The 14,937-nt window shown below is 23.3% G+C and carries 14 protein-coding genes; 3 read left to right on the top strand and 11 right to left on the bottom strand.

Going from position 1 to position 14,937, the window contains the following annotated elements; all coding sequences use genetic code 4:
- Nucleotides 1–71: 71 nt before the first annotated feature.
- Nucleotides 72–491: a transposase family protein gene (locus AAHM82_RS07545; RefSeq protein WP_342264846.1), complete on the bottom strand. Its 420-nt coding sequence runs from the start codon at nucleotides 489–491 to the stop codon at nucleotides 72–74.
- A 5-nt stretch (nucleotides 492–496) separates the two neighbouring features.
- Nucleotides 497–889, bottom strand: a complete 393-nt coding sequence (locus tag AAHM82_RS07540) for a transposase family protein (protein WP_342263426.1) — start codon at nucleotides 887–889, stop codon at nucleotides 497–499.
- Between the two features lie 123 nt (nucleotides 890–1,012).
- Between AAHM82_RS07540 and AAHM82_RS07535 the strand changes: the two genes are divergently transcribed.
- Nucleotides 1,013–1,909 (top strand): IS1/IS1595 family N-terminal zinc-binding domain-containing protein, encoded by an 897-nt coding sequence (locus AAHM82_RS07535; RefSeq protein WP_342263501.1) that lies wholly within the window; start codon nucleotides 1,013–1,015, stop codon nucleotides 1,907–1,909.
- Nucleotides 1,910–2,137: 228 nt separating this feature from the next.
- Here AAHM82_RS07535 and AAHM82_RS14075 read toward each other — a convergent pair whose 3' ends face one another.
- From AAHM82_RS14075 to AAHM82_RS07495, 9 genes are all read right to left on the bottom strand, one after another.
- Nucleotides 2,138–2,530, bottom strand: coding sequence for a transposase family protein (locus AAHM82_RS14075; protein ID WP_342264845.1), 393 nt, complete (start codon nucleotides 2,528–2,530; stop codon nucleotides 2,138–2,140).
- The gene (locus AAHM82_RS14070) at nucleotides 2,527–2,967 is read right to left on the bottom strand and encodes a transposase family protein (RefSeq protein ID WP_342263396.1); all 441 of its coding nucleotides are present in this window, start codon (nucleotides 2,965–2,967) and stop codon (nucleotides 2,527–2,529) included. The genes AAHM82_RS14075 and AAHM82_RS14070 overlap by 4 nt, the downstream gene beginning before the upstream one ends.
- An 867-nt stretch (nucleotides 2,968–3,834) precedes the next feature.
- A complete protein-coding gene (locus AAHM82_RS07525; protein ID WP_342263500.1) occupies nucleotides 3,835–4,530 on the bottom strand; it encodes a hypothetical protein in 696 nt (231 codons plus the stop codon).
- Nucleotides 4,531–4,575: 45 nt separating this feature from the next.
- Complete coding sequence (locus tag AAHM82_RS07520; RefSeq protein ID WP_342263499.1) at nucleotides 4,576–6,069, bottom strand: VWA domain-containing protein; 1,494 nt, start codon at nucleotides 6,067–6,069, stop codon at nucleotides 4,576–4,578.
- Between the two features lie 18 nt (nucleotides 6,070–6,087).
- A complete protein-coding gene (locus AAHM82_RS07515) occupies nucleotides 6,088–7,587 on the bottom strand; it encodes an AAA family ATPase (RefSeq protein ID WP_342263498.1) in 1,500 nt (499 codons plus the stop codon).
- A gap of 17 nt (nucleotides 7,588–7,604) precedes the next feature.
- On the bottom strand, nucleotides 7,605–8,264 hold the full coding sequence (locus AAHM82_RS07510; protein WP_342263497.1) for a hypothetical protein: 660 nt from the start codon (nucleotides 8,262–8,264) through the stop codon (nucleotides 7,605–7,607).
- The gene (locus AAHM82_RS07505; protein ID WP_342263496.1) at nucleotides 8,264–9,358 is read right to left on the bottom strand and encodes a hypothetical protein; all 1,095 of its coding nucleotides are present in this window, start codon (nucleotides 9,356–9,358) and stop codon (nucleotides 8,264–8,266) included. Before AAHM82_RS07505 ends, AAHM82_RS07510 begins: the two co-directional genes overlap by 1 nt.
- A 593-nt stretch (nucleotides 9,359–9,951) precedes the next feature.
- Entirely contained in the window at nucleotides 9,952–10,545 is a 594-nt protein-coding gene (locus tag AAHM82_RS07500; protein ID WP_342263495.1) for a hypothetical protein, read from the bottom strand.
- Between the two features lie 65 nt (nucleotides 10,546–10,610).
- Nucleotides 10,611–12,137: a hypothetical protein gene (locus AAHM82_RS07495; protein ID WP_342263494.1), complete on the bottom strand. Its 1,527-nt coding sequence runs from the start codon at nucleotides 12,135–12,137 to the stop codon at nucleotides 10,611–10,613.
- Nucleotides 12,138–12,448: 311 nt separating this feature from the next.
- On the opposite strand from AAHM82_RS07495, the gene AAHM82_RS07490 reads away from it, so the two are divergent.
- Both AAHM82_RS07490 and AAHM82_RS07485 read left to right on the top strand, forming a co-directional pair.
- Nucleotides 12,449–13,282: an IS1/IS1595 family N-terminal zinc-binding domain-containing protein gene (locus tag AAHM82_RS07490; protein ID WP_342263493.1), complete on the top strand. Its 834-nt coding sequence runs from the start codon at nucleotides 12,449–12,451 to the stop codon at nucleotides 13,280–13,282.
- A gap of 38 nt (nucleotides 13,283–13,320) precedes the next feature.
- Nucleotides 13,321–14,541 carry an IS256 family transposase gene (locus AAHM82_RS07485; RefSeq protein ID WP_342263365.1) on the top strand — a complete coding sequence of 407 codons (1,221 nt, stop codon included), beginning with the start codon at nucleotides 13,321–13,323 and terminating at the stop codon, nucleotides 14,539–14,541.
- The last annotated feature ends 396 nt before the right edge of the window (nucleotides 14,542–14,937 follow it).

Genomic DNA, 14,937 nt, shown 5'->3' with positions numbered 1-14,937 from the left:
TAATTAAAGTTTTTCTTTTTTAATTTTGTCGAAAACTCTTGATATTTATTAGACTTGGTACATAACTATAACTAGCTTAATTCAAAATTATATATTCCTGAAATTAAGTTAAATCGTAATCCAAATCTTCTAATCTTATTGCGATAACGATAAACTAGTATTTTAAATCTTTTTAATCTAGCAAAAACATGTTCAATGACAATTCTAACTTTACTTAAAAAGCTATTATATTCCTTTTTATCTGGATTTAAAGGATTATTTTTACTCTTTTTAATTGGCAATAATGTATTTTTATGAACATTTTGCAAACCTTGATATCCTGAATCGGCAATTAATTCTAATTTTGGATTTATAAGTGTATTTGATTTTAAAAATAACTTATAATCATGAGTACTGCCATAACAAAAATCTACTGAAATAATTTTATTGTTAAATAAATCAATAATTATTTGCGATTTTAATGAATGTTGCCTTTTCTTACCAGAAAATAATAATTTTAGTTTTTTTTAATTCTTTCAATTGGAATTTCTGTAGCATCAATTGCTAATAAATTATTAGTAGTACCCTTATTTTCTAATAATATCTTTTTGCCAGGTATATGAAAGTGACTATTTTTTATTAGAGTATTTTCAACTCAAAAGATATTACGAATACAACTAACATGACTAATATTATATTTTTTTGCAATAATACGATATGTACTATATTCTTTTCAGTATTCTAAAGTCATAAGTAATCTTTGCTCTATTGATAATTTATTTGGTCTACCACCAATTTGTTTTTGTTTAGCTTCACCTTCTTTTAAAATTTCTACCATTTTCATGAAAGTTTTATATTTTATGCCTATTAAACTATAAAATTCGTTTTCGTCTTTGTATTTATCTAACATTTGTATTTCACCTAGGAAATAATATTATCAAAATAGTAGATAAAATTAAAGGTTATGTACCAAGTCTATTGAATATACTTAATTTTAGGTATATTTTTAATATGATAGAGGTGGATAATAATTATGGAAAAAATAATTCAAGAATTAGTAAATACTTTAACAGATGATCAATTTTTAGAATTTTATGAAAAAGTCAAACAACAAGCAGAATTAATAAAAAAACAAAAACGTTTAAATGAAATTGATCAAAAATTTAGAGCGCACGGTATTAAATGCCCTAAATGTGAATCTTACCATTGCGTTAAAAATGGACATAATTCAGAAGGAAAACAAAAATATTTATGTAAAAATTGCCGTGCAAGTTTTGACGCTTTTCGTAATCATTTTATTTATTGAAGTCATTTAAATTATGAACAATGAAATTTATTGATTCAAATTTCATTGCTGGGGCAATCTAGTAAAACAATTTCTCGTTTTATTAAAACTACATTAAAAACTGCTTGATATAATCGTCAAAAATTAATGAAATCAAAACAATTAGAAAATACCCAATTAAAATTTAAAAAATTATCTGGTAAAATCCAAATCGATGAAACATTTATTAAAGAAATCCATAAAGGAAATTTCAAATATAAAACTGATCCACGAAGAATTTACCTTGACCCATTCGCAACTAATACTAAATGCTGTATTCAAATGGCAATTGATAATAATAACAATATTTATGTTAAATCCACAAACACCAAACGTTTACAAAAACAATGAGTTATTGAAAATATGAACAAAGAATTAATTAACGAAAATTCAATTATTACTTCTGATATGCAAAAATTATATTTTTTAGTAGCAAAACAAACAAATTCTACTTTATGTGTAACTAAAACAACAATTAATCCTGAAGCTAGTTATCGTAACTTAAATAAAATCAGTAAATTACAATCTAGTCTTAAAGAAGCCTTAATTCATTATCATGGTTTAGGTTTTACTAATATTCAAAATTATTTAAATCTCTGAAAATAAAAATACCAACATAAGGGTTTAACTCCAAACCAACAAACAGCGGTATTATATTTTAATAGACTTCTTGCAAAATTAATATGATAATTATAATTTTTAAATTTAAAATAAATATAAAAGTGTTATTAAAATAATTTTTAGATTATTTTTACAAATATTTTGTCATTAAAACATAATAAAAATTATTATTTACAATAAAAAAAGACTGAAATTTTAAATTATCAAATATATTTAAACTAATAGTTGTAAATTATAAATTGAAGCTATTAAATTAAATCTTAAAGCAAATCTTTTTCTACGATTTCGATATTTTTCACTAATAATTTTAAATTTTTTAAGTATAGCAAAAACATTTTCAATAACAATTCTCATTTTTGAAATTCGCTCATTATTTTGCTTTTCTTCTTTATTTAAAGGGTTTTTCTTTGATTTTCTTTTAGGAATTAAAACATTATGATTAATTTTTTGTATGCCTTGATAACCTAAATCCACTAAAACAGTTGTTTCTGGTAAAAATTTAATTTTTGAATCTTTTAAAATTTTAAAGTCATGGTTTTTACCATAAGAAAAATCAGAACTAATAATTTTTTTACTATCTTTTTCAATTATAACTTGTGTTTTTATTGTGTGTTTTTTCTTTTTTCCTGAGTAGTGCTGTTTTTGTCTTTTTTTGGGCGTTGGATTTGGCTTTCAGTTACATCAATTATAACAGTCTTATCTTTGAAATAATCTTTTAATAGTGATTTTTGACCAGTAAGTTGTTGAAAATTAGGGTGTTTTATTAAAGTGTCTTCAATTCATTTGATATTTCTATAACAACTACTTTCACTAATATCATAACTTTTTGCAATATGAAAATAAGTTCTATATTCTCTTCAATATTCTAAAGTCATTAAAATACGATTTTCTAATGATAATTTATTGGTTCTTCCGCGACGAAATCTCTTTTTTAATTCTTCTATTTTTAAAATTTCTAGCATTTTATTAAAAGTAGTATGTTTAATACCAGTTAATCTTAAAAAATTTTTATCACTTATTTGATTATTTTTTTTAAATTTCATTTAAATTCCACCTTTTTATTAAAAACAACAATTCAATTATATTTTAAATTAATTTTGCAAGAAGTCTAATGTATAAAAAAGTTAAAGTAAAAATAGTAATTTTACATGGTCGCGTTTAGTTTTCTTAGGTATTTTTTAAAAAAGAAAAAATAATCATTTACTATAAATTATTTCAATATGCAAATTAAGTATATATTTCTTATGTATGATTTTTGTTGTAAAAAATTATTTTAATGTTGTTTTTATAAGCATTTTACTTAGTTTTTATAACCTTTTATTAAGATTATGTTTGTTAAAATTAAATATTTTGTTTTATTACTTATTTTTCAAATAAAACGATAATTAAATTGTAGTTACTTTTCTTTCAAAATTAATCAAATATTTTTCCACCTAACAAAACTTTACGCGACCATCGCTTTAAGTGTTTAACAAGCTTTGTTAGTAAATTTTGTTTTTTAATTAGATAAAGATTTTAATAATTTTAAACTTAGCACACCCCTATTATAGAAATTTCTACACTTTAATATCCGCATCCTACCCTTGGAACTAATTTAATAGCGTGTATATTTTTAGGAAATCCACCCATTCATTTTTTTTATTGCAAAATGAAACAAATTGCTATAGCTAACAGGGTGTTATCTATTAACTGGTAAACTTTTCTTTTGGTTATGGCAACCATCCACAATTTATCGTGCTTTAATACATACCAACATTATTAATTCACTTGTATTTAATTTTCAAAGAACAAAATTTTAACACCTTATAAAATAAAAAGACAATCATTGCCGACTGTCTTAATACTTATTCAAATCTTTACCTACCTAACAAAACTTTATGCGTCCCTTAATATATATCCTAAACTAAATTTTATTCCTTAACTTTATCTTCATAATATTCTTTATTATAAGAAGAACTTTTAATTTGCTTCAATTCTAAATTTTGCGAAATGATATTACCATTTATATGAGCACAATCTAATTCTTTTTTTAATTTTTGTAAACGAATTTTTAATTTATCAACTGCAATTAATAATTGTTCTTCTTGATTAATAGAATTTTCTTTATTTAAAGCATATTTAATTTGATTTAAATGTTGTTGTTTATTCTGTAAAAATTCTAACAATCACTTATAACATTCATAAGTAATGCCAATTACAAAAGGAATAAAACCAATAAAAACCATTCAAACATTCATAATTTTTAATCCCTCATTAGTAACGCTAATAATCGTAATAACACAAATTATTAAACTAACACAAATTAGTAATATTAATGATGCTAATCGTCAATAGTGATGACCATTTTTCATTCAATAAACAAAAGGAATAATTGCTAAAGAAAATAAAAATCCTCATAACAAAAAAGTTATCAAAGCCACATTTGATGATGAAGTTAATGGCGAAAGACTTAAAACAGATGAAAGATTAATTTTTAATGATTGGTTACTATTAGAATTATCAACAATCAAAACACACAATGGTAACGAAAATAATAATAATATGCACCCACAAAAAGTTAAACTAAATGATTTTTTAAAAAGCATTGCCTTAAATTTTATTCACATTAATGAATTCCTCTTTTTTCTAAAAGATTTGATCTTAAATATTTTTTATTCACCACTTTTACTCCTAGTTTTAATTTCTAAATCCGCAATAATATCATTTTTAGTAAAAGGATTTTGCGGGTCATATATTCAATTATTATCAAAAAATCTTGTTACTTGTTCATTTCCATTATTACCAATAGTTATTGAATGAAAACGATTACGATTATTATGAGGTTCTTTAATTTGATTAACTAGTTTTGATGATAAATCAATTGTTAAAAAATCACTAATAATTAATACATCAGCATTTTGATATTTTTTATGATTCATCACATTAATAGTTTGAACAATAGCAGGGGTTATATTCGTACTACTATGAAATGAATGTGATAAAAATTTAACTAAAGTTTTTAATGATGATTTAACTGTCGTTAAATCAAATACCTCTAACGAATCAGAAAAATTAATCATATAACAATCTCGCCTTTGCTTTAAAGCAAGTTTAACAATTGCTAAACTTAATGCCTTAGCAATATATTCCGGTTCACCACGCATTGAAGCTGAAGTATCAATACACAAAATAAATGGTCCATCAGTTTCTGGAAGCGAATGATTACTTTTTACTTTTGTTATTGTTTCAACAGTAACTACATCATTAGAAATAAATTCAAATGTTGATAATTTTTTTTCAAGAAATTTTTTATAAAAAATTGGTTGTAAATTAGGAATATTTAAGTGAACTAGTTCCATTGGTAATAAATGTTCTAAATCAGCATTTTCGGTAATCCCAATAATTTCTTCTGGTCATTTACTAGCAGGACGAATTTCATATTCAATATTAATCTTTTCAGTAATTACCGCTTCTAATTTATCAGATTGCCCTTTTAATCGTCCTAATAATTTAGCAATTGTCATAATTGCCGGATCAGACTGCAAAAAATTTGCCAATTTTTGTAATTGTGTTAAATCTAACTTTTCAATTTCTTTAACATTACCATCTCAAAAACGACCAAAAAAATTTCAAATAAATCCATATAAACGACGAAATTTTTTAACAACTTCAATGCGGTCATATACTTCGCGTAAATATTTTTTTCTTAATTCATTAATTGATGCTAATTTAAAATCAATAACTCGCTTTATTAGTAATTGTTCTCAATTATTAATAAAATTTTGAAAAATAAGTTGCAAGTCTTTCGTTTTATCATTCAAAAGATAGTGATAGTAATTCATTTTCATTACAAATGGTGATAACACCTTTTCTAAAGTAAAATATACTTTTTCATAATTATCTTTTAAACCTTTAATGCCATTTTCACGAATTCAATAATATAAATAAATTTCTTGTTTAATGTTAACCGATAATGATTGAGAAATAATTTTTGCTTCAATTTGACTTGCATAAAAATGATTAATCTCATCATCAAATGCTGTTGCCAATCATTTAAAATTAGTTTTAAAAGTTTGAAATGATGCTATATTTTTATCAACTTCTTTTAATCGTAAAATTTGCTTTTTTAATTCTAAATCAATAGCATTTTCTAAAAACTTTATCATTTGTAACAACTCTTTTTCTTATGCATCAATTTGTAAAATATCAAATTTTTCTTCATCATTAGTTTCTAAATCATTAAAAGCAACATCTAAAATCATTTTATACTGTTCATCAAAAAATATTGCTGATAAAGAACATAAACGGTCTTTTTCATTTTTAAAATCTTTTGTTAAATTTTTAATTTCTTTTTCCGTTTTATCAACCTCTTTTGTTATTTTTGTAACTTGATTTAAAGTTGATTCTAAATCTTCAATTTCAATCGGATAAATATTTTTTTTGCTATCAATTAACTTATTATCGGTATGATAAGATAAATTGACTTTAATATGACGATTTAATTGATTCAAGGTTTTTCCAAAAGATAATTTAACAATTTCAAAATCATTAAAATTTTTTCTAATTTTTTGATAATCAGCTAATGAAAGAAAACAAATCGGCAAATCTTTATTTGTTACTAATAAGCGATGATAATTACCAACTAATTGGCCTTTAAAAGGATTAGTATATACTGAAAACTTAATATTTTCTAATTGAACTTTATTTAATTGTTCATTTAATTTATCTAATCGATTTTCTAGTTGTTCTTGTTTTTCTTTTAACTCATAGGTTAATGCATTAGTATAAACTTCATAAAATAAACTAGCATATTCTTTTTGTTGTTCTACTGTATCTCAAATACAATGAACAATAATAATTCAATCTGGTTTATCAGTTTCAAGACGAGCATTAAAAAAAGCTGATGCTTTCATCAAAAAAGCAATCTTATTTCAACGACGATCAGAAATATATGCTTTACCGGCAGTAACTAAATATAATTTTTTCCGGAACCGAGAAATAAACTTTAATGATAAATCTGATAATTTTACTTTAGCAATTTCTTGTAACCAAGTATGATACTCACTATTAGTAATTTGTAATTGTTCATCAACAATAACATCTAATTTAGTTGCTGATTCAATCATAGCATTAAAATTTTCTTCATTAACAATACCGTGAACCACATAACGAATAATAAAGCGATCAAATAATGCTTCTAATCCTTGATTAACTTCTGGCAATTCATTTGATGCTGATATTAATAATTTTAATGGTACCTTATAATCCTTCCCCGCATTACGAAATATTTTTTCATTAATAATCGTTAACAATGTATTTTGAATTGAAGGTCCAGCTTTTCAAATTTCATCTAAAAATACAATATCCGCACTTGGCAAATAATTTGTTGTTAACCGCCTATAAATACCATTTTGTAAATCAGTTATTGAAATTGGTCCAAAAATTTCTTCTGGCGTTGAAAAACGATTCATTAAATTTTCAAAAACATTGGCTTGGCAAAACAAATATTTCATTCGCCGTGAAACTAACGACTTAGCTACGCCTGGTTTTCCCAAAAGAAAAATTGATTCACCAGTTAACATTGCCAATGTTGCCAATTTAAAAACATTTTCTTTCTCAAAAATACCAACTGACGCTTGTTGCATTAACTTTAAAATTCGTTGCCTAAGTTTTGTATTTGCCATTATTTTCATTCTCCTTTTTATTCAACACTTATTTGTTGTTTAATATCATCAGCTTTGACAATTAACACCGCAGCACCAACAATTCATATTACTACTAAAATAAAAATCATTGTTAAATAAATTGCTAAATTAGTCGCAACAAATTTAAAATTAGAAAAAACTACTAAAGTCATCACAATAAAAACCATCATTATTAAAAAATAAAAAACAGCAAAGATAATATATGCTACCGCTCAACCAAAAATAGTGCCCGCACGCCGACAAACGGCCATAGGAATAAAATATAATAATGAATATAATGCTGATAAAGTTAAAAAAATTATTCCAATTGTTTTATCAAATGATACTTCTAAATCTGCAATAAATTGAAAATCTAATTGATCAGCTAATAATAAAATTGATTGCCCAAGAATATCGCGACCAAAAAAATACGAAATAACTACTAAACAAATTTGTGCGAAAATAATTAAAATCCGAGCACCTCTTTCTGATTTTGAATCTCAATACATTTTTCGTTGCGACAAACTATTTTGAAGCGGATTAACATATTGAAATCGTTGTTCATCTAATTCATTTAATTTCTCAGTTGTCGGTGAAACATTATATTCTTGTTCTAGTTTATCAAATTCTGGGAATTGTTCACTAAAACTAAATAATTTTTTTTCTTTTGAACTCATTATTTAACTTCTCCTTTATTCATTTTTAAATTCGCAACATTCTCAGCCTCAGATTCAAAAATAATAATTTCTTGTGGTTGAAACTTCAATTTTACTTCTAATTGCTGATCATTAACAGTTAATAGGATTGTTCCTAAAAAAGTTGGTCGTAAACTAGAGTTATTATCATTTTGTTTTCTTCCTTCATATTTAGGTAATTCCTTAATATTAAAATTAATATTTGTTTTTGATAAATTAATTTGTAGGTTTCTTAGTTTAATATACAATAGATTTTGTTTATTAAAACTAAAACTATCTAACTGCTTTAAACTAGTAATATATTGCGTATTATAGTATACCTTAAATTCAAGTGGATTTTGAAAATCTTGATAAATATAATTAATATCATAATTACAAATTTCAAGAAAATGATTATTTATAAAATTATTTAAACTAGAAAAACTAGGGAAATTTTTAACATATTTTTGGATTAATGTTTTTATATCAATATTATTTATCTCATAAGTAAATAAAGATCTTTTATTTAAAATTATCGGTTTTGTCTCTTCCTCAGTATATATAACTATTTGATATAAATAATTAATTTTTAAATTATACCAATAGTTATTATGACTAAGATTAACAACACCATAACTATTCATATTATGTCTAACTGGCAAAAATTTCACATACTTAATTTTCTTTGCTTCATAAAAAAACTTTAAACCATCTTTTTTAATATTTAATTTATCTAAGAATTCCTTTCTTAAACTATAATTAAATGAAGATAAACTATCAATTAGTGATCGTTCATTAAATTCTTTAACAATTGAATTTGCTAAATCTTTTGTTAAAAAATTTTGTTCGTTAGATTTTTCAGCAACAAAAAATTTATGTTCTTTGCCAAATAAGAAAATATTATCAATTTCTTTTGAAAAATTAATACAATCTTTATTATAGGGATTATATTCAAATACCCAATCATAAGATTTAAAAATAGTAAAAGCAATACTACTAATAATAATTAAAATTGAAAAAGAAACTGATAATTTTAAATAAAGATTATTACTAATCGTTATTTTTTTCTTTTGTGATTTTGTAACTTTTTTTGTCATTATTTTACTCCAATTTTATTATCATTTTTATATTCAAAAGATAACTTTAAAATTTTTTGATATTTTATTTCCTTAAATAAACAAATGGTACTAATTTCTAAAATAAGAAAATTTAAATTAAAAATAATAAAATTAGTTAATAATCATTGTGGTCAATAATTATTTAATAAACTAATAGCAAAAACTATTAAAAAATAAATTATTCATAAAACAGCAATTATGATGACTCATATTTTCAAAAAATTTTCTTCTTTAACTTTTAACATTACAATAAGTGTAATTAATGTTAAAACTGCTGTCAAACCACAACTACTTAGTCCTAAATAATATGAATTTTTAAAAAATTTTCTATCCGCTATTAAACCAATAATAAATTTATCAATTTGCAAATTTTGTCCTCAACCAAAACCAATGAAATAACTTAAGCATAAAAATAAAACAACATTAATAATTATTAATAACCGCAATGTTATTTCCCGTTTAGTATTTCATCAAACTTTTAATGTTGGTTTTTTTATTAATTTAAAACTCACTTATATCACCACTTTTCATCATCTTTTATAACATTTTAAATTTAATGTTCAAAATAATATTTAAAGAAAATAACTTTCAATAATTGCTTTTTCTAAATCACGCGACAGATTTTTCACTTTACTTAATAACAATAGCGCTCCACTTATTAATAAAATAAACCCTACGATACTTAAAATAATACTATTATTTGTTGCGATATTATAAATTCTTAAATAAATACTAAATGCAAAAATAAGAGAAAAAATAATAATACCAGTTAAAATAAACACAATTGACCAACTTTTAATACTAGCAATAGTTTTACACACTAATAATGGAATAATAAAAAATAATGACGACAATAACGCCATAATCGTTGAAAAAATAAATATTATGGAAATAATAATCATTCTAACTGTTGTTGTGACTTCACTATTAAAATCTAAAAATCATTTCGCATAATTAATAGCATTTAAAAAAATAGTAACAATAAATAAAACCTGACTTAAAATTAATATTAATCGTGCGATTATTTCTAAAAATGAACCATAGTAAATTCTTGTGGCATTAATATCTTGCTTTAAAGTAATAATGCGATTATTACTTTGATCTAATCGTTTTTTACCTAATTCATAAATATCATTATTTTCATTTAAATCATTTCTATTTAACATTTTTAACCATTCTTTCATTATTTAATAACACAATATTTTTAGCAACAATACTAACAATAATTTCTCTAAGCAAAAAAACTAATTCCTGTTAAAATAATTTCTTCATCATTAAAGTCAATAATATTCATAGTATATTTGTAGGCATTAAAATTAATTTGCTTAATTTCAATAATGTTTAACTTCCTTTTTAAATTTAATAAATTAGGATATTGATTTTGCGATAATATTGGTAAACTAACATCATCAATAATATTAAATTCTTTATTAGTCACAAGATAATTATAAAGATAATTATAAATTCCTTTTTTTACCCTATCTTTTCAATTATCATTTAAAAATTCTCAATCTTGAATTTTCTCTAAAACAAGTTTTGGAAATGAAATAGCAAAAGCAATATATTCAGCAATAGTTTTGGTACGCTTCTGTTTCAATCGATTCGTTGAACTAATTAATAATTTCTGACTAGCAACTTTATTAGTATAATGATTAGTTACAATAAAAGGTTGAATTGGCAATTGCTCATACGATTCATATAACTTATCAAGTTTAATATTAGTACTGATAAAATAAATATAAATTACTAAATCAGAATGATAAATTTTATTTTCTTTAATAAGAACTTGGGATGCATCATATAACTTTTCTCTAAAAGTATCTCAATCATTAATACTAGCACACTCATTAAGACATTGTGTAGTAATTATTGGTTTAATCTTAATATCATTACCAAACTCAATTGGATTTGCAAAAATAAAATCTCTTAACGAATCATTTACTTCGCGATAAATTTCTTTTCCTAATACTTTATCAGTAAACAATATCCGTTCACTAGTTAAATAACCAGTAGTAGCATTAGTTATATTATTTTGAGAAATTTGCTCTCTAGAACCTTGAAATGAATAAAAGTTAAAATAATTTTTATAAAACATATTTGTATTAATAATTTTTAAATTAAAGGATAGTGAAAAAATATTAGCATTAACAACTTCATAAATATCAGGTCGATTAATCTCATATCTTTCAATATCTTTAACTAACACTTTTTTTATTTTCACATCATCTTGAATAAAACTATTATCAATTTCTTTACCATTTTCAGCAGTAAGATATTTATAACGATAAGCAAATTTTTTATAAGTTTTATTATTTGTCTGTAAAAATTTATTATTTTGAACATAATTTTTAAAATATTTTAATACTAAATTCTCTAATTCAATAAGTCGTAAACTTTTAAACTTATCATAGTTTTTAACATTAATTTTAGCACCATCTAAAAGTAAGCTATCATTAACAATCCCCGGTGCTGAATCATCATCAGGAATTGGTTTAACAGTTAACCCTTCACCATCATTAGGATTAAGAATTTTAGGACTAATATCCGGAATTTTTTTATTATCACTATCTTCTAAACTAATGGCATTAGTAAAAACACTAACCATATCTAATGTTAATAAATATACACCGGGAATAATTATCGCAATAACTGTAAAAGTTAAAATTAATCCTAATCACAATTTATTTTTACTAACAATAGTTACTTTTTTAGTAATCTTATTAATATTTTTTCAATGGTTAGAATTTCTTTTAATCAATAGCATTTTCTCCTTTCAAAAATTATTAATAGTTTTTAATTTTATTCAACATCTACTTTCTAATTTTATATTTTTTATCAATTTAATGCAAATAATAACAAAATAAAGGTCGCGTTTAGTTTTCTTAGGTATTTTTTAAAAAAGAAAAAATAATCATTTACTATAAATTATTTCAATATGCAAATTAAGTATATATTTCTTATGTATGATTTTTGTTGTAAAAAATTTTTAATTTTGTCGAAAACTCTTGATATTTATTGAATATACTTAATTTTAGGTATATTTTAATATGATAGAGGTGGATAATAATTATGGAAAAAATAATTCAAGAACTAGTAAATACTTTAACAGATGATCAATTTTTAGAATTTTATGAAAAAGTCAAACAACAAGCAGAATTAATAAAAAAACAAAAACGTTTAAATGAAATTGATCAAAAATTTAGAGCGCACGGTATTAAATGCCCTAAATGTGAATCTTACCATTGCGTTAAAAATGGACATAATTCAGAAGGAAAACAAAAATATTTATGTAAAAATTGCCGTGCAAGTTTTGACGCTTTTCGTAATCATTTTATTTATTGAAGTCATTTAAATTATGAACAATGAAATTTATTGATTCAAATTTCATTGCTGGGGCAATCTAGTAAAACAATTTCTCGTTTTATTAAAACTACATTAAAAACTGCTTGATATAATCGTCAAAAATTAATGAAATCAAAACAATTAGAAAATACCCAATTAAAATTTAAAAAATTATCTGGTAAAATCCAAATCGATGAAACATTCATTAAAGAAATCCATAAAGGAAATTTCAAATATAAAACTGATCCACGAAGAATTCACCTTGACCCATTCGCAACTAATACTAAATGCTGTATTCAAATGGCAATTGATAATAATAACAATATTTATGTTAAATCCACAAACACCAAACGTTTACAAAAACAATGAGTTATTGAAAATATGAACAAAGAATTAATTAACGAAAATTCAATTATTACTTCTGATATGCAAAAATTATATTTTTTAGTAGCAAAACAAACAAATTCTACTTTATGTGTAACTAAAACAACAATTAATCCTGAAGCTAGTTATCGTAACTTAAATAAAATCGAGCCTGTCCAAAATTCTGTGTCTCGATAATTCATTCTGAATTATACTTAAAAGAAGGAGAACAGAAAATGACAAAAAAAATAAAAAAAGAACCTGACGCAATTGATAAAGTTGTTGATTATTTTTTAGAAAATATTGATAATCCACAAGATTTATTTAAAGGCAATACTATTTTTCAGGAATTTACCAAAAAATTAACTGAACGAATGTTAAATACGGAAATTAAAGATTATCTTGAAACTGATGAGAATCATAATAAAAGAAATGGCAACACACAAAAAACCATTATTACTAAAAATGGTTCAATCGCAATTGATGTACCAAGAGATCGAAATAGTACTTTTGAACCAGTAATTATTCCAAAAAGACAAAGAAGATTTGATAACTTTGATCAAAAAGTAATTTCTTTATATGCAAGAGGAATGACAATTTCTGATATCAAAGCACAATTGCAAGAATTCTATCACGGAGCAGAAATTTCAGAAAGTTTAATTAGTCAAATAACTGATGATGTTATTGAAGAAGTTAAAATGTGACAAACTAAACCTTTAGAGAAGATTTATCCGATTGTTTATTTTGATTGTATTGTTGTTAAAGTAAAGCAAGATAAACGAATAATAAATAAAGCAGTTTATCTTGCCTTAGGAATTAATTTAGATGGTTTAAAAGATATTTTAGGAATGTGAATTAGTGAGAATGAGGGAGCCAAATTTTGACTTAATAATCTTACGGAAATGAAAAATCGTGGGTTACAAGATATTCTTGTTGCTTGTAGTGATAATTTAACTGGGATGTCTGATGCAATAGAAGCTGTTTTCCCAAAAACACAGCATCAATTATGCATTGTTCATCAAATTCGCAATAGTTTAAAATTTGTTCCTTACAAAGATCGCAAACTTGTAGCTAATGATTTAAAATCAATTTATACAGCAATTAATGAAGAAATAGCGTTAATTGCTTTAGATCATTTTTCAGAAAAATGAAATAAAAAGTATCCACAAATTACTAAATCATGAAAAAATAACTGAAATAATTTAATAATTTTTCTTGAATATCCTCAGGAATTTAGAAGAATTATTTACACAACTAATGCGATTGAATCTGTTAATAGTCAATTAAGAAAAGTCATTAAGAATAAAAAGATTTTTCCTAATGACGCATCAGTTTTTAAAATATTTTATTTAGCATTTCAAAATATGGTTAAGAAATGAACGATGCCAATTCAAAATTGGGGTAGTGCAATTTCACATTTAATGATAAAATTTGAGGACAGAGTGAATTTAAGTTAATTACTTAGAGACACAGTTAATTGTACAGTCCCATAAAATCAGTAAATTACAATCTAGTCTTAAAGAAGCCTTAATTCATTATCATGGTTTAGGTTTTACTAATATTCAAAATTATTTAAATCTCTGAAAATGAAAATACCAACATAAGGGTTTAACTCCAAACCAACAAACAGCGGTATTATATTTTAATGTATAAAAAAGTTAAAGTAAAAATAGTAATTTGGTCGCGTTTAGTTTTCTTAGGTATTGTTTTGAAGAAGTAAAACAATCAGCTAATTATATTATTTAATTACTAAACTAACCCTGCCTTTCTTGTTATTGTCATTTTTATTCATTACCATTCTATCATATTATTGAATTTTTACACAATAAAAAATTATTAATTTTATTAAATTT

The organism is Spiroplasma endosymbiont of Clivina fossor, from assembly GCF_964031115.1.
Lineage (GTDB): Bacteria > Bacillota_I > Bacilli_A > Mycoplasmatales > Nriv7 > Nriv7.
This window is presented reverse-complemented; position numbering and strand designations above follow the sequence as displayed.